At 71.5% G+C, this 17,962-nt stretch carries 16 protein-coding genes; 8 read left to right on the top strand and 8 right to left on the bottom strand.

Annotated features, from left to right (window positions below; all coding sequences use genetic code 11):
- Positions 1 to 36 precede the first annotated feature (36 nt).
- Both ACZ45Q_RS01520 and ACZ45Q_RS01515 read right to left on the bottom strand, forming a co-directional pair.
- Positions 37 to 1,422 carry a class II fumarate hydratase gene (locus ACZ45Q_RS01520; RefSeq protein ID WP_468253754.1) on the bottom strand — a complete coding sequence of 462 codons (1,386 nt, stop codon included), beginning with the start codon at positions 1,420 to 1,422 and terminating at the stop codon, positions 37 to 39.
- Between the two features lie 271 nt (positions 1,423 to 1,693).
- Complete coding sequence (locus ACZ45Q_RS01515) at positions 1,694 to 3,370, bottom strand: fumarate hydratase (protein WP_468253753.1); 1,677 nt, start codon at positions 3,368 to 3,370, stop codon at positions 1,694 to 1,696.
- A 157-nt stretch (positions 3,371 to 3,527) separates the two neighbouring features.
- On the opposite strand from ACZ45Q_RS01515, the gene ACZ45Q_RS01510 reads away from it, so the two are divergent.
- The gene (locus ACZ45Q_RS01510) at positions 3,528 to 4,265 is read left to right on the top strand and encodes a DUF1707 SHOCT-like domain-containing protein (RefSeq protein ID WP_468253752.1); all 738 of its coding nucleotides are present in this window, start codon (positions 3,528 to 3,530) and stop codon (positions 4,263 to 4,265) included.
- Between the two features lie 128 nt (positions 4,266 to 4,393).
- Positions 4,394 to 4,768: a WhiB family transcriptional regulator gene (locus tag ACZ45Q_RS01505; RefSeq protein WP_468253751.1), complete on the top strand. Its 375-nt coding sequence runs from the start codon at positions 4,394 to 4,396 to the stop codon at positions 4,766 to 4,768.
- Positions 4,769 to 5,052: 284 nt separating this feature from the next.
- Here ACZ45Q_RS01505 and glpX read toward each other — a convergent pair whose 3' ends face one another.
- Complete coding sequence (gene glpX, locus ACZ45Q_RS01500; protein WP_468253750.1) at positions 5,053 to 6,087, bottom strand: class II fructose-bisphosphatase; 1,035 nt, start codon at positions 6,085 to 6,087, stop codon at positions 5,053 to 5,055.
- 127 nt (positions 6,088 to 6,214) lie between these two features.
- Here glpX and ACZ45Q_RS01495 point away from each other — a divergent pair, with 127 nt between their 5' ends.
- Positions 6,215 to 6,748: a DUF4245 domain-containing protein gene (locus ACZ45Q_RS01495; RefSeq protein ID WP_468253749.1), complete on the top strand. Its 534-nt coding sequence runs from the start codon at positions 6,215 to 6,217 to the stop codon at positions 6,746 to 6,748.
- Between the two features lie 223 nt (positions 6,749 to 6,971).
- Here ACZ45Q_RS01495 and ACZ45Q_RS01490 read toward each other — a convergent pair whose 3' ends face one another.
- Positions 6,972 to 7,562: a malonic semialdehyde reductase gene (locus ACZ45Q_RS01490; RefSeq protein ID WP_468253748.1), complete on the bottom strand. Its 591-nt coding sequence runs from the start codon at positions 7,560 to 7,562 to the stop codon at positions 6,972 to 6,974.
- 200 nt (positions 7,563 to 7,762) lie between these two features.
- Here ACZ45Q_RS01490 and ACZ45Q_RS01485 point away from each other — a divergent pair, with 200 nt between their 5' ends.
- Entirely contained in the window at positions 7,763 to 7,975 is a 213-nt protein-coding gene (locus tag ACZ45Q_RS01485) for a DUF4287 domain-containing protein (protein WP_468253747.1), read from the top strand.
- A gap of 149 nt (positions 7,976 to 8,124) precedes the next feature.
- Here ACZ45Q_RS01485 and ACZ45Q_RS01480 read toward each other — a convergent pair whose 3' ends face one another.
- From ACZ45Q_RS01480 to ACZ45Q_RS01470, 3 genes are all read right to left on the bottom strand, one after another.
- The gene (locus tag ACZ45Q_RS01480) at positions 8,125 to 8,364 is read right to left on the bottom strand and encodes an exodeoxyribonuclease VII small subunit (RefSeq protein ID WP_468253746.1); all 240 of its coding nucleotides are present in this window, start codon (positions 8,362 to 8,364) and stop codon (positions 8,125 to 8,127) included.
- A gap of 9 nt (positions 8,365 to 8,373) precedes the next feature.
- Positions 8,374 to 9,600: an exodeoxyribonuclease VII large subunit gene (xseA, locus tag ACZ45Q_RS01475; protein WP_468253745.1), complete on the bottom strand. Its 1,227-nt coding sequence runs from the start codon at positions 9,598 to 9,600 to the stop codon at positions 8,374 to 8,376.
- A 125-nt stretch (positions 9,601 to 9,725) separates the two neighbouring features.
- Entirely contained in the window at positions 9,726 to 11,099 is a 1,374-nt protein-coding gene (locus ACZ45Q_RS01470) for an APC family permease (RefSeq protein ID WP_468253744.1), read from the bottom strand.
- 101 nt (positions 11,100 to 11,200) lie between these two features.
- Between ACZ45Q_RS01470 and ACZ45Q_RS01465 the strand changes: the two genes are divergently transcribed.
- Together ACZ45Q_RS01465 and ppgK are read left to right on the top strand one after the other, a co-directional pair.
- Positions 11,201 to 12,229: a 4-hydroxy-3-methylbut-2-enyl diphosphate reductase gene (locus ACZ45Q_RS01465; protein WP_468253743.1), complete on the top strand. Its 1,029-nt coding sequence runs from the start codon at positions 11,201 to 11,203 to the stop codon at positions 12,227 to 12,229.
- A 29-nt stretch (positions 12,230 to 12,258) separates the two neighbouring features.
- Complete coding sequence (gene ppgK, locus ACZ45Q_RS01460; protein WP_468253742.1) at positions 12,259 to 13,017, top strand: polyphosphate--glucose phosphotransferase; 759 nt, start codon at positions 12,259 to 12,261, stop codon at positions 13,015 to 13,017.
- 230 nt (positions 13,018 to 13,247) lie between these two features.
- Here the strand turns inward: ppgK and ACZ45Q_RS01455 are convergent, their stop codons facing one another.
- Complete coding sequence (locus ACZ45Q_RS01455; protein ID WP_468253741.1) at positions 13,248 to 13,703, bottom strand: DUF6542 domain-containing protein; 456 nt, start codon at positions 13,701 to 13,703, stop codon at positions 13,248 to 13,250.
- A gap of 500 nt (positions 13,704 to 14,203) precedes the next feature.
- On the opposite strand from ACZ45Q_RS01455, the gene ychF reads away from it, so the two are divergent.
- Positions 14,204 to 15,292 carry a redox-regulated ATPase YchF gene (gene ychF / locus ACZ45Q_RS01450; RefSeq protein WP_468253740.1) on the top strand — a complete coding sequence of 363 codons (1,089 nt, stop codon included), beginning with the start codon at positions 14,204 to 14,206 and terminating at the stop codon, positions 15,290 to 15,292.
- Positions 15,293 to 15,611: 319 nt separating this feature from the next.
- Positions 15,612 to 17,933: a rhamnogalacturonan lyase family protein gene (locus tag ACZ45Q_RS01445; RefSeq protein WP_468253739.1), complete on the top strand. Its 2,322-nt coding sequence runs from the start codon at positions 15,612 to 15,614 to the stop codon at positions 17,931 to 17,933.
- Positions 17,934 to 17,962: the final 29 nt, after the last annotated feature.

The following is a 17,962-nucleotide window of genomic DNA, read 5'->3' as shown; positions in this document are numbered from 1 at the left end:
CGGCGGCCGTCACGGCCGCACGGCCCGGCCGGCCGCTCACGGGCGGGTCATCCGCAGTACGTCCAGCGCCTCGTCCAGCTGTTCCTCGGTGAGATCGCCGCGCTCGACGTACCCGCTCTCCAGCACGACCTGACGGATCGTCTTGCGTTCCGCGAGCGACTTCTTGGCGACCTTGGCCGCCTCCTCGTAGCCGATGTACTTGTTCAGCGGCGTCACGACGGACGGCGAGGACTCGGCGTACTCGCGGGCCCGCTCGCGGTCGGCGGCGATCCCGTCCACGGTCCGGTCGGCGAGCAGCCGGGAGACGTTGGCCAGCAGCCGCACGGACTCCAGCACGTTCTTGCCGATCACCGGCAGCATGACGTTGAGCTCGAAGTTGCCGGAGGCGCCCGCGGTGGCGATGGTCGCGTCGTTGCCGACGACCTGCGCGCAGACCATCAGCACCGCCTCCGGGATCACCGGGTTGACCTTGCCCGGCATGATGGACGAGCCCGGCTGGAGGTCGGGGAGCCGGATCTCGGCGAGCCCGGTCCGCGGCCCCGACGCCATCCACCGCAGATCGTTGGCGATCTTCGTGAGCCCGACGGCGATGGTGCGCAGCTGCCCGCTGGTCTCCACGATGCCGTCCCGGGCGCCCTGCGCCTCGAAGTGGTCGCGCGCCTCGGTGAGCGGCAGCCCGGTCGCGCGGGCCACCTCCGCGATGACGGCCGCGGAGAAGCCGGGCGGGGTGTTGATGCCGGTGCCGACGGCGGTGCCGCCCAGCGGCAGTTCGGCGAGCCGGGGGAGCGAGGAGTGCAGCCGCTCGATGCCGTGACGCACCTGGGCCGCGTACCCGCCGAACTCCTGCCCCAGGGTGACGGGCGTGGCGTCCATGAGATGGGTCCGCCCGGACTTCACCACGTCGGCGAACTCCTCCGCCTTGCGCTCCAGCGCGGCGGCGAGGTGCTCCAGCGCGGGGATCAGGTCCCGGCTGACGGCCGCGGTGGCGGCGATGTGGATCGAGGACGGGAAGACGTCGTTGGACGACTGGGAGGCGTTGACGTGGTCGTTGGGGTGCACGTCCCGCCCGAGCCTCTCACCGGCCAGGGTGGCGACGACCTCGTTGGTGTTCATGTTGGAGGAGGTGCCGGAGCCGGTCTGGAACACGTCCACCGGGAAGTGCTCGTCCCACTTGCCCTCGGCCACCTCCGCGGCGGCCTCCTGGATCGCGCCGGCGATCTCCTCGTCCAGGACACCCAGCTCGGCGTTGACCTTCGCGGCGGCTCCCTTGATGCGGGCCAGTGCCTCGATGTGCGCGCGTTCGAGGCGCTGCCCGGAGACGGGGAAGTTCTCCACCGCCCGCTGCGTCTGGGCCCGCCACTTGGCGTGGGCGGGGACCCGGACCTCGCCCATGGAGTCGTGCTCGATGCGGTATTCGCTCATGCGAGGTACAGCGCGGCGACGGCGGCGGATGTTCCACCACCGGCTCCCCCCAGCCCTGCGTCCGCCCCCGCCGCCCCTACCCGTCCCATCCCGGGGGCGCGCCGCCCCCGGACCCCCGCTCCTCAAACGCCGGAGGGGCTGAATTTTCAGCCTGTCCGGCGCTTGAGGACGAGGCCGTCAGGCCGAAAAGGGGGTCGGGGGCGCAGCCCCCAGGGGACGGGAATGGGTAAGGGCGGCGGGGGCGAAGGAAACCCGGCGTCGCCCCGGGGGCCTACGCCAGCCCCGGCCCCCGCACCGGAATCGACGTGAAGGTCGGCGCCGGCGCCGGATCCTGGAAGAAGTCGTTGCCCTTGTCGTCCACGACGATGAACGCCGGGAAGTCCTCGACCTCGATCTTCCAGACGGCCTCCATCCCCAGCTCCTCGTACTCGACGACCTCCACCTTCTTGATGCAGTCCTGCGCGAGCCGCGCCGCCGGCCCCCCGATCGACCCGAGGTAGAAGCCCCCGTGCGCGGCACACGCGTCGGTGACCTGCTTGCTCCGGTTGCCCTTGGCCAGCATCACCTTGGACCCGCCCGCCGCCTGGAACTGCTCGACGTAGGAGTCCATCCGCCCGGCCGTGGTCGGCCCGAAGGACCCGGAGGCGTACCCCTCGGGCGTCTTCGCGGGACCCGCGTAGTACACCGGGTGGTCCTTCAGGTACTGCGGCATCTCCTCACCCGCGTCCAGCCGCTCCTTGATCTTGGCGTGCGCGATGTCGCGCGCCACGACCAGCGGACCGGTCAGCGACAGCCGGGTCTTGACCGGGTACTTGGTCAGCTCGGCGAGGATCTCGTCCATCGGCTGGTTGAGGTCGATCTTGACGACGTCGCCCTCCGACTCCAGCTGCTCGTCCGTCGTCTCCGGCAGGAACCGCGCCGGGTCGGTCTCCAGCTGCTCCAGGAAGACCCCCTCGGCGGTGATCTTCGCGACGGCCTGCCGGTCGGCCGAGCAGGACACGGCGATGGCGACGGGGCAGGAGGCGCCGTGCCGTGGCAGGCGCACCACGCGCACGTCGTGGCAGAAGTACTTGCCGCCGAACTGCGCGCCGATCCCGATCTTCTGCGTCAGCTCGAAGACCTTCTCCTCCAGCTCCTTGTCCCGGAAGCCGTGCCCGAGCGGCGAGCCCTCGGCGGGGATCTCGTCCAGGTAGTGCGCGGAGGCGTACTTCGCGGTCTTCAGCGCGTACTCGGCGGACGTGCCGCCGACGACGATCGCCAGGTGGTACGGCGGACAGGCGGCCGTGCCCAGCGAACGGATCTTCTCCTCCAGGAACTTCATCATGGAGGCCTCGTTCAGGACGGCCTTGGTCTCCTGGTAGAGGAAGGACTTGTTGGCCGAGCCGCCGCCCTTGGCCATGAAGAGGAACTTGTACGCGCCCCCGTCCGTCGCGTACAGCTCGATCTGGGCCGGGAGGTTGGAGCCGGTGTTCTTCTCCTCCCACATGCTCAGCGGCGCCATCTGCGAGTAGCGCAGGTTGAGGTTCTGGTAGGCGTCGTAGATGCCGCGGCTGAGGGCCTCCTCGTCGCGGCCCTCGGTCAGCACGTTCTGCCCGCGCTTGCCCATGACGATCGCGGTGCCGGTGTCCTGGCACATCGGCAGCACGCCCGCCGCCGCGATGTTCGCGTTCTTCAGCAGGTCCAGGGCGACGAACTTGTCGTTGCCCGATGCCTCGGGGTCGTCGATGATCCGGCGCAGCTGCGCCAGGTGGGCCGGGCGCAGGTAGTGCTGGATGTCGTGGATGGCCTCCTCGGCCAGCTTGCGCAGCGCCTCCGGCTCCACCTTGAGAAACGTCCGCCCGTCGGCCTCGAAGGTGGAGACACCCTCGGAGGTCACCAGCCGGTACGGGGTGGTGTCCTCTCCCATGGGGAGCAGATCGGTGTACGCGAACTCAGGCATGGCGCCCATTCCTCACTCACGGCAGACAGCGGCTGGCCTCCTCGGCAGCGTCCACCAGCGTAGAACCTGCGGTCGAGGGGGAGCTTGTGAGGTAAGGCTCAGTTCGTCGCACTTCACCGTCCACACCCCCTAGTCGCGATCTATCGCGTTTCGGTACGCTGCTGTCGTGGACCTCCAGAAGAACGCCCGCCCGCAGGAAACCGCCCCGCGCGCCCCCGCGCCCGCTGCTGCCACAGCCGCTGCCGCCGCCCCCGCGCCGGCCGCCGAGCTGCGCGCCTCGGACGCCGACCGGGACCGCGTCGCCGACATGCTGCGCGAGGCCCTCGCCGAGGGCCGCCTCACCGCGGAGGAGCACGCCGAGCGCGTCGAGGGCGTCCTGGCCGCCAAGACGGTCGGCGAGCTGGACGTCTTCGTCCGCGACCTGCCCGCGGCGCACGGGCGCCGGACCGCCCCTGCCCCGGCGCCCGGCCGGCCGGCCGCCGACGCCCTGCCCGCCGTGGCCGACGACAACGTGGTCGCGGTCTTCAGCGCCGCCGTCCGCAAGGGCCGCTGGCGCCCGGGCCGCCGTATCCACGCCTACGCGGTCTTCGGCAGCGTCGAGATCGACCTGAGCGAGGCGATCTTCGAGTACCAGCAGGTCGTCATCAAGGCGTTCTCGGTCTTCGGCAGCGTGGAGGTCCGCGTCCCGGAGAACGTGTCGCTGCGCGGCACCGGCGGCGGGGTGCTCGGCAGCTTCGAGGTGGACACCCTCGACTCGGCCGAGGCCGAGGCCCCCGTCGTCTACGTGGACGGGTGGGCGGTCCTCGGCAGCGTGGAGGCGCGGCCCAAGCGCGGCAAGCTCGTCGCCGACATCCTGGACCGGGTGCGGCGCAAGACGGAGAAGAGCCTGCGCAAGCACCTGTGACCGCCGATGACCATTGGCGGTCGTGAAGCCGGAAGCGGCGCTTCGGGACCCAGTGCATAGGCGCGCGCACAGCGGGTAAGCCTTGACGCATCGTCTCTCGCTCGCGAAGCCGTCGTCAGGAGTAGACCGTGCTGCAAACGCCGCATTCGTCCCTGCAGGTAGCTGCCGTTCCGGCCCAGCGGGTGCCGGGGCGGGACAGGGACCAAGACGCTCCCTGGCACACCGAGGCGGTGTGCCGGCGCGACGAAGCCGGCCTGTTCTTCGCACCGTCCAAAGAGCCCACCGCCGCCCGGCTCTCGCGCGAGGAGGCGGCCAAGCGCGTGTGCGCGCGCTGCCCGGTCATGGTCGAGTGCCGCGAGCACGCCCTGCTCCAGCCCGAGCCGTACGGCGTCTGGGGCGGCCTCACCGCCGCCGAGCGCCGCGTCGTCCTGGCCCGGCGCCGCCGCCGCGAACTGGAACTGAAGAAGACGGCCCGAGCGGCGCGCATAGCGGCGGCCGGCTGACCCCACGAACGGCACGAGGGCGCCCCCCGCACACAGGGGGCGCCCTTTTCGCTGCCGGGGATCCGGCCGCCCTGGGACAGCCGGGGGCGGGGGCCGCCCTCGGGCAGCCGGGGGCCGGGGGCCGCCCTGGGGCAGCCGGGGAGCTTGCCGACCTCAGGGGCGCGGGGAACTGCGCGACAAGCCACGACCGACCCGCAGCCGCCCGCCCGGCAGAACGCCCCGAGCTCTCAGGCGCCCCGCCTCCACCGACCCGAGCCCTCAGGCCCCCGGCCCCACCGGCGGAGTCACTTCGCCCGGTCGAAATCGATCGCGCTGTAGGCCCGCAGCTTGCTCAGCCGGTGCTCCGAGTCGATCCGCCGCACCGTGCCCGACCGCGAGCGCATCACGATCGACGACGTCATCGCCGTCTCGGCCCGGTACCGCACCCCGCGCAGCAGCTCGCCGTCGGTGATCCCGGTCGCGGCGAAGAAGACGTTGTCGCCGGAGACCAGGTCGTCCGTGGTCAGCACGCGGTCCAGATCGTGACCGGCGTCGATCGCCCGCTGCCGCTCCTCGTCGTCCTTGGGCCACAGCTTGCCCTGGAGGGTGCCGCCCAGGCACTTCACGGCGCAGGCCGAGATGATGCCCTCGGGGGTGCCGCCGATGCCGAGCAGCAGGTCGATGCCGGTGCCCTCGCGCAGCGCGAGGATGGAGCCGGCCACGTCGCCGTCGGAGATCAGCTTGATGCGGGCGCCGGTCTCCCGGATCTCCTGGATGAGGCCCTCGTGCCGGGGCCGGTCCAGGATGACGACGGTGACGTCCTCGGGCGTGGACCGCTTGGCCTTGGCGACCCGGCGGATGTTCACGGACACCGGCGCGTCGATGTCCACGAAGTCGGCCGCCTCCGGGCCGGTGACCAGTTTGTCCATGTAGAACACGGCCGACGGGTCGAACATCGAGCCGCGTTCGGCGGCGGCCAGCACCGCGATCGCGTTGGTCATGCCCTTGGCGGTCAGGGTGGTGCCGTCGATCGGGTCCACGGCGATGTCGCACTCGGGCCCGGTCCCGTCACCGACGCGCTCGCCGTTGAAGAGCATCGGCGCCTCGTCCTTCTCGCCCTCGCCGATGACGACGACGCCGTTCATCGACACGGTGGAGACGAGAGTCCGCATGGCGCGCACCGCGGCACCGTCGGCGCCGTTCTTGTCCCCGCGGCCGACCCAGCGGCCGGCGGCCATCGCCGCCGCCTCGGTCACCCGCACCAGTTCCAGTGCGAGGTTGCGGTCGGGGGCCTCGGAGGGGACGTCCAGCTCGGACGGCAGATGATGATGCTCGGTCATCGGAGCGCACCTTTCTGATACGACGACGGCCGGATGAGGGTGTTGGCCATGACTCTATCGTCAGGTCGACAGAATGAGCAGGGGACCCCACGGATGAGCACTTCGGGGACCTGCGACGATAGGGGGCGTGGCAGGTATGAAAGGCAAGCAGAAGACGGCCCGTGACATGGTCCTCTCCATGGGCGTCATCGTCCTCGCGGGGCTGGTCATGTGGCTCTTCCTCCCGCACGACGACAGTCGGCCCGACCTCAAGCGGGTCGACTACCGGGTGGAGCTGCTGACGGCACGCCGCGCCGCGCCCTATCCGGTCGCGGCACCCGAGGGGCTGGCCAAGGAGTGGAAGCCGACGTCGGTCCGCTACCGCGGCGAGGACTTCAACACCTGGCACCTGGGCTTCCACACCGGTGACGGCGACTACGTGCAGGTCCAGCAGTCGACGCGGAAGCCGGCCGAGTTCATCGACGACGCCACCCAGGGCGCCCGGGAGACGCAGCGGTCCGAGGAGATCGACGGCAGGACGTGGACCCGCTACGAGGGCGGCCGGTACGACGCCCTGGTGCTCGAGGACACCGAGGGCGTCGAGGGCGCGACGACGGTCGTGGCGGGCACGGGGTCGTTCGAGCAGCTGACGACGATGGCGGCGGCGCTGAAGATGCCGTGAACACCATGATGCGTGAATGCGTGAATGCGTGAATGCGTGAATGCGTGAATGCGTGGATGCGTGAGTGCGGCGAATGCGGTGAACGCCGTGGGCGGCCGGGCGTGATGCCCGCCCGCCCCAGCGCACGACGAAGGCCCCCGGCGATGCGCCGGGGGCCTTCCTGCGTCCCGGCCGGCGCATGACTCGGCCGGTGCGCGTACCGGCCGGTGCGTGTCCCGGCCGGTCAGACGGTCGTGACGACCTGCTCGTACGCCAGGCGCGGGGAGCGCGGGAACCAGGCGTCCGGACCCGGACGGCCGATGTTGACCACCATCAGCGGCGTGTGGTCGTCGTCCAGGAACTCCTTGCGCACGCCCTCGAAGTCGAGGCCGGTCATCGGGCCGGCGGCCAGGCCGGCGGCGCGGACGCCGAGGATGAAGTAGCCGGCCTGGAGGGCGGCGTTCAGCACGGCGGAGTTCTCCCGGACCGGGCGCTCGCTGAAGAAGGCGTCCTTGGCCGCGGGGAAGTGCGGGAAGAGCTGGGGCAGCTCCTCGTGGAACTCGACGTCCGCGGAAAGGATCGCGACCAGCGGGGCGGCGGCGGTCTTGGGCCGGTTGCCCTCGGCCATGTGCTGCACCAGGCGCTCGCGGGCCTCGGGGGAGCGGACCAGCGTGATGCGCAGCGGGGACTGGTTGAAGGCGGTCGGGCCGTACTTGACCAGGTCGTAGATCGCCTGCACCTGCTCGTCGGTCACCGGCTCGTCGGTGAAGGTGTTCGCGGTGCGGGCCTCGCGGAACAGCAGGTCCTGGGCGGCGGGGTCGAGAACGAGAGACATGCGTGATCTTTCTCGGGACTGCGTCGGGTCCGTGATCGCGGCACGGATCCGCTGACGGGAACGACCGTACGCCAAGAGAAGTTCAACCTTCAACCAAAGCGGGGGTGACGCAGATCACCACACCCGCCCGGTGAGTCCGGCCGCCGCCGACGGTCCTACAGAGCAGTCGGAACGACCGGAACCGAAGGGACAGCACCGAGATGACCAGCAGCGTGAAGGGCCCCGCGAGCTACTTTCCGTCGATCGAGAAGAAGTACGGCCGTCCGATCGCGGACTGGAAGGAGCTGATCCGCTCCTCGCCGCTCACCAGGCACATGGACCTGGTCGCCTGGCTCAAGACCGAGCACGGCCTGGGCCACGGCCACGCCAACGCCCTGGTCGCCCACACCCTCGCCGAAGCCGCCGGCAAGTAGCCCGCCCGCAGGGCGCGCCGGCGACCCGGGGCATCCCCGCCCTCGACGCCCGCACGCCGGCCCAGGGGCGCGGGGAACTGCGCGACCGGCCACGACCACCCCGCAGCCGCCCCACCACGGAAACCACCCGCCCCCGCAGGCGCGGCCCGCTACTCCTCGGTGCCCGACTCCTCCGCCAGCGCCGCGTCCAGCCGGGCACGTGCCCCGTCCAGCCGCCGCCGGCAGATCTTCGCCAGCTCCTCGCCCCGCTCCCACAGGGCCAGGGACTCCTCCAGCGACGTACCGCCCGCCTCCAGCCGCCGTACGACCTCGATCAGCTCGTCGCGGGCCTGCTCGTACCCGAGCGCCTCGTCCCGGGCCGCCGCCGTCTGCTCCACCTCGCTGGTCATCCCCTCACCCTAAGCGTCGACCGTGCCGGCGCGATCGACGCGTACACGGAACTCGCCCTCGGCCACCCGCGCCCGCAGCGTCTCCCCGTCCGCGACCTCCTCCGGGTCGCGGACGGCGTGGCCGTCGGACCGCTGGAGCACCGCGTACCCCCGCTTGAGCGTCGCCGCGGGGGAGAGCGCCACCACGCGCGCGTGCGTGTGCGTCAGCTCGGAGTCGGCCCGGTCGAGATGGTGCCGCAGCGTGCGCCGGCTGCGCTCCAGCAGCCCGGTCACCTGCTCCGCCCGTTCGTCGATCATCCGGTGCGGGTCCTCTATCGAGGGGCGGGCCAGCGCATGGGCGAGCCCCCGCTCCTCCCGCTCGAGGAACGCCTCCACGCACCGCCGCGCCCGGTCCCGCAGCAGCCGAACCCGCTCGTACTCCTCGCCGACGTCCGGCACGACCTTCTTGGCGGCGTCCGTCGGCGTGGAGGCGCGCACGTCGGCGACATGGTCCAGCAGCGGGTTGTCCGGTTCGTGCCCGATCGCGGACACCACCGGCGTACGGCACGCCGCGACCGCCCGGACCAGCTGCTCGTCGGAGAACGGCAGCAGGTCCTCCACGCTCCCGCCGCCGCGCGCGACGATGATCACGTCCACGTCGTCGATCGCGTCCAGCTCCTTGACGGCCTGCACCACCTGGGGCACCGCGTGCACGCCCTGCACGGCCACGTTGCGCACCTCGAAGCGGACGGCCGGCCAGCGGTGCCGGGCGTTCTCCAGCACGTCCCGCTCGGCCGCCGACGCCCGCCCGCACACCAGCCCGACCAGATGCGGCAGGAACGGCAGCGGCTTCTTCCGCTCCGGCGCGAACAGCCCCTCCCGCGCGAGCGCCTTCTTCAGCTGCTCCAGCCGGGCCAGCAGCTCCCCGACCCCGACCGGCTTGATCTCCGCGGCCCGCAGCGACAGCTGCCCGCGCGGGGCGTACCACTCCGGCTTGGCGTGCACCACGACCCGGGCGCCTTCGCCGACCAGGTCGGCGACCGCGTCGAACACCTGCCGGTAGCAGGTGACGCTGACGGAGATGTCGTACGACGGGTCGCGCAGCGTCAGGAACACCACCCCGGCACCCGGCCGCCGGGACAGCTGCGTGATCTGCCCCTCGACCCACACCGCGCCGAGCCGGTCGATCCAGCCGCCGATGAGCCGTGACACCTCACCGACCGGCAGGGGGGACTCGGGACTCGTGTTCACCGCCATGCCGCGAGCGTAGTCGCCGCCACCGACAATCCGGCCCGCCCGCCCCACGACCCGGCCGCCCTGCACACTTCACCCCTCGACCCGGCCGCCGCACGCGCATTCCACTCCCACGACGGTCGCCCCCGTCACCCCTCGACCCGGTTGCGCTGGGCGACGAGCACCACCAGTCCGACCGCCAGCCAGACCAGACCCACCAGCTGCGCCGTCCCCGACGCCTCCGCGATCACCGCGATCGTGATCGCCGCACCGGCCACGGGGATCAGCACATGCCGCCACCAGCTGACCGCGCCGCCCCGGCGCCGTACGGCGAACCAGCCCACCACGCTCGCGTGCAGCAGCGTGAACGCCGTCAGCGCGCCGATGTCGACCACCGACACCAGATGGTCCATCCCGTCGTCCCGCCGGGCCGCCCACACCGCCGCCACCATGGTGATCACGGCCGAGACCAGCAGCGCCACCCGCGGCACCCCCGAGAACGTCCGGGACAGCACCCCCGGCAGCCGCCGGTCCCGCCCCATCGCGAACAGCAGCCGGCCGGCCGCGGCCTGACCGGCCAGCGCCGCGAACGCCGCCCCGATCGCCTTGCTCACCGCCACCAGATCGTGCAGCCACGCCCCCACGGAGGAGTCCACCGCGTCGTAGAACGCCGAACCCTGCCCGGCCGGCTCGGCCGCCAGCTCCGCCGACGACATCGGCGCCAGCAGCGCCGCCAGATACGTCTGCGCCACGAACAGCACACCGGCCAGCGCCAGACAGAACAGCAGCGCCCGCGCGACCTTCGCCGAGCCCCCGGTGACCTCCTCCGCGAAGGTCGCGATCGCGTCGAACCCCAGGTAGGACAGCACCGCCACCGACACCGCGGCCAGTACCGCCGACAGCGCGAACGCCCCCTGGGTGGCGTCCCCGGACAGCGGTGACAGCCAGCCCCGCTCGGCGCCGTCGCGGGCGAGGACCACGATCGCCGCCACGACGAACACCAGCAGGACGATCACCTCCATGGCGAGCACCGCGAAGCCCACCCGGGCCGCCGCCCGCACCCCCCACAGGTTCAGCAGCGTGGTGACGACGACCGCGAGCGCCGTCCACACCCACCGAGAGACCTCCGGCACCAGTTCGTTCATCGCGATGCCCGAGAACAGATAGGCGACGGCGGGGATGAGGACGTAGTCCAGCATCGCCATCCAGCCCGCCACGAACCCGGCCCCCCTGCCGAGCCCCACGCGCGCGTACGCGAACACCGACCCCGCCTGGGGGACCACCCGCACCATCTGCGCGTAGCTGAATGCGGTGAAGGCCATCGCGATGGTGGCGACCACGTAGACCAGCGCCACCGCGCCGTGCGACTTGGCGTCCAGCGTGCCGAACACGCCGACCGGCGCCATCGGCGCGATGAACAGCAGACCGTAGACGACGAGATCACGGAAGCCCAGGCTGCGCCGCAGCTCGTGCTCGCCCTGCTCGCCTCCGCCGCGCTGCGTCTGCGTACCGGACCCGGACATCGCGCCTCCGCCGTGCCAGTCGAGGATCTTCGCCGCTGCGGCCAGTCTCCCCGGCGTACCGACCGCGCCGCGATCTTTGACCCGCCGAACGCGGCCTTACGATGGTTCCCATGACTGCATCGCCTGGCCGCCGTGTCCTGCTCGCCGCCCCTCGCGGTTACTGCGCGGGTGTGGACCGCGCCGTGGTCGCCGTCGAGAAGGCGCTGGAGCAGTACGGAGCGCCCGTCTACGTCCGGCACGAGATCGTCCACAACAAATACGTCGTCCAGACCCTCGAGAAGAAGGGCGCCATCTTCGTCGAGCAGACGGAGGAGGTCCCCCCGGGGAACATCGTGATGTTCTCCGCGCACGGCGTGGCCCCCGTCGTCCACGAGGAGGCCCGGCGCGGCCGGCTCGCCACCATCGACGCCACCTGCCCCCTGGTGACCAAGGTCCACAAGGAGGCCGTCCGCTTCGCCAACGACGACTACGACATCCTCCTGATCGGCCACGAGGGCCACGAGGAGGTCATCGGCACCTCCGGCGAGGCCCCCGAGCACATCCAGCTGGTCGACGGCCCCGAGGACGTCGAGAAGGTCGAGGTCCGCGACCCGTCCAAGGTGGTCTGGCTCTCCCAGACCACCCTCTCCGTGGACGAGACCATGGAGACCGTCGACGCGCTGAAGGAGAAGTTCCCGCAGCTGATCTCCCCGCCCAGCGACGACATCTGCTACGCCACGCAGAACCGGCAGCTGGCGGTGAAGCAGATGGGAGCCGAGGCCGAGCTGGTGATCGTCGTCGGTTCCCGCAACTCCTCCAACTCCAAGCGGCTGGTCGAGGTCGCCAAGCAGGCCGGTGCCCGCGAGGCGTACCTGGTGGACTTCGCCGCCGAGATCGACGAGGCCTGGCTGGAGGGCGTGACCACGGTCGGCGTCACCTCCGGCGCCTCCGTCCCGGAGGTCCTGGTCGAGCAGGTCCTGGACTGGCTGTCGGAGCGCGGCTACGCGGACGTGGAGATCGTCCGGGCGGCCGAGGAGTCCATCACCTTCTCGCTGCCCAAGGAACTGCGCCGCGATCTGCGCGACGAGGCCGCCGCGCTCGTCGCCGAGCGGGGTGGCTCCGGAGTGCCGGGTACGACGACCGGGGCATGACTGTCAGTCGCGGGCCGTAACGTGGTGCCATGCAGATCTTCGGCGTGGACATCGGCGGATCCGGGATCAAGGGCGCCCCTGTGGATCTCGACAGGGGCGACCTGGCGGCGGAGCGCCACAAGGTGCTGACCCCGCAGCCGGCGACGCCCGACGCCGTGGCCGACGGAGTCCGGCAGGTCGTCGAGCACTTCGGCTGGCAGGGCCCGGTCGGCCTCACCTTCCCCGGCGTGGTCACGGACGACGCCACGGTCCGTACGGCGGCCAACGTGGACAAGGGCTGGATCGACACCGACGCGCGCGCGTTGTTCCGCGACCGCCTGGGCGGCCTGCCGGTGACGGTCGTCAACGACGCGGACGCGGCGGGCGTCGCCGAGATGCACTTCGGCGCGGGCCGCGACCGGCGGGGCACGGTGATCCTCCTGACCTTCGGCACGGGCATCGGCAGCGCCGTCTTCGTCGACGGCGCCCTCGTCCCCAACACCGAGCTGGGCCACCTGGAGCTGGACGGACACGACGCGGAGAAGCGGGCGTCCAGCAAGGTCAAGGAGGACCACGACATGTCGTGGGAGCACTGGGCGCACCGCGTGCGGAAGTACCTCGCGCACGTGGAGATGCTCTTCTCGCCCGAGCTGTTCATCCTCGGCGGCGGGGTCAGCCGCAAGGCCCACAAGTTCCTGCCGTACCTGGAGGGCGTCAAGGCGGAGATCGTTCCGGCGCGGTTGCAGAACAACGCGGGGATCGTGGGCGCGGCGATGAGAGCGGCGGAGCGGGGGCGGACGACCGGCTGATACCGGGCGCGGACGGCCGACTGACACGGGGCGAGCCGAGGGCCGGCCGGCGGGGCCGACACGCGTCCGGCACCGGGCGTCGATCCGGTCCCGTGCGTTGATCCGGCCCCGTGCGTTGATCCGGCCCCGGCGTCGGCCTCCGGCACCGTCGCCCATGCGACGCGCCGTGCAGCCGTCGGTCACGGGGACGTGCGCCTCACGGGGACGTGCGCCTCACGGAGACGTGCGCCTCACGTGGCGGGCCGGCTCGTGCCGGGACGTGGCTTCCGCGCGGCGGCGGCCCGGCGCCGCAGCAGCCGGATGCGCCGTACGATCACGATCGTCCCGGCGACCAGAGTGCCCCCGTACAGCCACCCGGCCTCCGTGGCCAGCGCGGTCACCAGCCCCATCGCCTGATCGCCGAACTGACCGTCGCCCTCGTCGGCGACGGTGGTCAGTCCCACGGCGAAGGCGATCGGCACCACGACGGGCGCGGTCAGCAGATCCCCCCGGCGCACCCAGACGGCCGTCAGCACGCACACGGGCAGGAACAGCACCCCGTAGACCGTCAGCGAGGACCCGAACAGCAACTGGTCGAGGAAGCCGAGCGCCAGCATCACCGCCGTGCAGAACAGCCCGCCGCCGAGTCCGGTCAGCCGCGGGTTGGGCATCCGCCGCAGCGTCCGCACCACCGGCGCCCCGGACATCCGTACCGCCCCTGCCGGAGCCCGCGCGGGTCGCCCCGCCCGGGCCACCTGCGGTGCGCCGCGCCGCCCGGACGCCCCGCCCCGCTCGGTCCCACCGGCGCGCGCCGCCCCACCCGGCCCGCCCTGTCTGCCGACTCCTCCGCGGGCGCCGCGCGCACCCGGCGCACCGGCCGAGCCCCGCGCACCACCCGCGGCGGGCGCGGCGCGCGCCGCGGGGCCCGCCGGACCGCCGTCCACGCCCCGCCCCTGCGGGGGCAGCGGCGCCCGGCCTCGTCGCGTTCCGTGCTGCGGGGGTCGCGTCCTGTGTTGCTCCACTGGACCAACTTAGGTCGTTTTATGTGCCGAATCGGCTCTCGGACACGCCGTGGGGCACACCTTGGCCAAGCGTTCGACACCGCGCGGGTCCGTTGCCGACCACCCCGTAGACTGGTGGATCGGCCCTGTCCGGCCTGCTCCGCACCTCCACAACCCCACCATCCTCACGTACGGGAAGTCGCAACGTGTCGCTCACGATCGGAATCGTCGGTCTGCCGAATGTCGGCAAGTCGACCCTGTTCAACGCCCTGACCAAGAACGACGTGCTCGCGGCCAACTACCCGTTCGCCACGATCGAGCCCAACGTCGGTGTCGTGGGCGTCCCCGACCCCCGCCTGGCGAAGCTGGCCGAGATCTTCTCCTCCGAGAAGGTCCTCCCGGCCACGGTCGACTTCGTCGACATCGCCGGCATCGTGCGCGGCGCGAGCGAGGGCGAGGGCCTGGGCAACAAGTTCCTCGCGAACATCCGCGAGTCCGACGCGATCTGCCAGGTCATCCGTGCCTTCAAGGATGAGAACGTCGTCCACGTCGACGGCAAGGTCTCGCCCAAGGACGACATCGAGACGATCAACACCGAGCTGATCCTCGCCGACCTCCAGACCATCGAGAAGGTCCTGCCGCGCCTCCAGAAGGAGTCGCGGATCAAGAAGGACGTCCAGCCCAAGGTCAAGGCGGTCGAGGAGGCCAAGGAGATCCTGGAGAAGGGCGACACGCTCTTCGCCCACGGCATCGTCCAGGGCAGCGAGCGCGCGGAACTCCTCCACGACCTTCACCTGCTCACGACGAAGCCCTTCCTCTACGTCTTCAACGTCGACGAGGACGAGCTGACCGACGAGGACTTCAAGAACGAGCAGCGCGCCCTGGTCGCCCCGGCCGAGGCCATCTTCCTCAACGCCAAGCTGGAGGCCGACCTGGCCGAGCTGGACGAGGACGAGGCGCTGGAACTCCTCCAGTCCGTCGGCCAGGAGGAGCCCGGCCTCGCCACCCTGGCCCACGTCGGCTTCCGCACCCTCGGCCTCCAGACCTACCTGACGGCCGGCCCCAAGGAGTCCCGCGCCTGGACCATCAAGAAGGGCGCGACCGCCCCCGAGGCCGCCGGAGTCATCCACACCGACTTCCAGAAGGGCTTCATCAAGGCCGAGGTCATCTCCTTCGACGACCTGGTCGAGACGGGCTCGGTCGCCGAGGCCCGCGCCAAGGGCAAGGCCCGCATGGAGGGCAAGGACTACGTGATGCAGGACGGGGACGTGGTGGAGTTCCGCTTCAACGTCTGAACTTCACCCCGTCGCTGATGCGGGGCAGTTCGCCCCGGAAGTACGAGTAGCCGAGAGAGGCCGGGATGCTTCGTTCCGGCCTCTTCGGCCGTCCCGGGACCCGTCCCAAGGGGTCGTCGTGGCCCGGGCTCAGTGGCTGGCCGGCGCGATGGGCCGGTCTTCTCCGCGGAACCAGCCCCACATTCGTCCCGTGGCACACCTTGTCGCTCCGGGCGGCCTTCTCTAGCCTCCCTGGGAGCGCTCCCACCCATCTCGAACCGGGTGGCCCTCTGCGCGCCGCAAATGAATCGTTTCATTCCCGCACGTGAAGGAGCCGCACATGCCGCACACGCCCGTCCCGAGCCTGCGAAGAACCTGCCGGCCGGTCACCTTCCTGCTGGCGGCGTTGCTGGCCGCCGCCTCGCTGGTCGCCCTGCCGGCGGCCGGCGCGAGCGCGGCCCCGATCGACACGTCCGCGTACTACCAACTGGTCTCGCGCCACAGCGGCAAGGCCATCGACATCTCGGAGCGTTCCACCGCCGACGGCGCCCAGGTCGTCCAGTGGACCCCTGGAACCGGCGCCAACCAGCAGTTCCAGTTCGTCGATTCCGGCGACGGGTACTACCGGATCAAGGCCCGGCACAGCGGCAAGGTGCTGGACGTCGAGGGGCGCTCCACGGCCAACGGCGCGAACGTGCTGCAGTGGACGGACGACAACGCCGTCAACCAGCAGTTCAGGGTGGTCGACGTCGACAGCGAGCACGTGCAGCTGATCAACCGCAACAGCGGGAAGGCGCTGGACGTCTGGGAGCGGTCGACGGACGACGGTGCCCGGATCTCCCAGTACGACGACAACGACGGCTTCAACCAGCAGTGGCGGCTGGTGAAGGCCGGCGGCGACCCGGATCCCGGCCCGCCGGTCGGGGAGGCCGTGCAGATGGAGGACCTGAACCGGGGCCTGGTCTCGGTGCGCTCCGGCTCGGGCAACCTGGTGTCCTGGCGGCTGCTGGGCACCGAGGGCTACGACACGGCGTTCAACGTGTACCGCAACGGCACCAGGGTGAACGGTTCGCCGGTCACCGACTCCACCGGCTACCTGGACAACGGCGCCCCTCCGGACGCCTCGTACACCGTGCGCGCGGTGGTGAACGGCACGGAGCAGCCGGCTTCGGAGCCCTCGCTGCGTTTCACCGGCGGCAACCACCTCGACGTGCCGCTGTCCTCGCCGGGTTCGGGTTACACGCCCGTGGAGGCGAGCCCGGGTGACGTGGACGGCGACGGGCAGTACGAGCTGATCGTCAAGTGGGACCCGGACAACGCGAAGGACAACTCGCAGTCCGGCGTGACCGGCAACGTCTACATCGACGCCTACCGGCTGAGCGGCCAGCGGCTGTGGCGCATCGATCTCGGCCGCAACATCCGGGCCGGGGCGCACTACACCCAGTTCCAGGTGTACGACTACGACGGCGACGGCCGGGCCGAGGTGGCCATGAAGACGGCGGACGCCACGCGCGACGGCCGCGGCACGGTCATCGGCAACGCGGGCGCCGACCACCGCAACTCCAGCGGCTACATCCTGACCGGGCCCGAGTACCTGACCATGTTCAACGGCCTGACCGGCGCCGCGATGTCCACCGTCCCCTACGATCCGCCGCGCGGCAACGTCTCCTCCTGGGGAGACGGCTACGGCAACCGCGTGGACCGCTTCCTGGCCGGCACCGCGTACCTCGACGGGCAGCGCCCGTCCCTGATCATGGCCCGCGGCTACTACACCCGCGCGGTCGTCGCCGCCTGGGACTTCCGCGACGGGCAGCTCGTCAAGCGCTGGACGTTCGACTCCAACGCCTCGGGCAACGGTGCCGCGTACGGCCAGGGCAACCACCAGCTGTCCATCGCCGACGTCGACGCCGACGGCCGCCAGGAGATCGTCTACGGCTCCGCGACCATCGACGACAGCGGCCGTCTGATGTACGCCACGGGCTTCGGCCACGGTGACGCCCTGCACGTCGGCGACTTCGTGCCGCACCGCTCCGGCCTGGAGGTCTTCACCATCCACGAGTCGGGCAACCAGCCCGGCTCCGACCTGCACGACGCCCGCACCGGGCAGGTCCTCCACCGCACCCCCGTCAGCGGCTCCGAGGGGCCGGGCCGCGGCGTGGCCGGTGACATCCACGCCGGCAACCCGGGCGCCGAGTTCTGGGGTTCCGGACCGAACATGAGCCACCTGCGCGACTCCTCCGGCGGCAACGTCGGCCGCAACCCGTCCTCGGCGAACTTCCTCGCCTGGTGGGACGGCGACCCGGTGCGCGAACTGCTGAACGGCACCCAGATCGACAAGTACGGCACCGGCGGCGACACCCGGTTGCTCACCGGCAGCGGCGTGGCCTCCAGCAACGGCACCAAGTCCACCCCGGTGCTCTCGGGCGACCTCTTCGGCGACTGGCGCGAGGAGGTCGTCTGGCGCCACTCCGGCAACAACGCCCTGCGCATCTACGCCACCACCACCCCCACGACCACCAAGCTGCACACCCTGGCCCACGACGCCCAGTACCGCACCGCGCTGGCCTGGCAGAACACCGCCTACAACCAGCCGCCCCACCCGAGCTACTTCCTCGGCGCGGGCATGACCCGCCCGCCGCAGCCCCGCATCTACGTGCGCTGACGGCATCGCACGGGCGCAGGCGTGGAAAC

This window comes from Streptomyces sp. NPDC031049, from assembly GCF_055571015.1.
The sequence above is the reverse complement of the archived record's forward strand: the minus strand, read 5'-3'. Positions and strand labels throughout refer to the sequence as shown.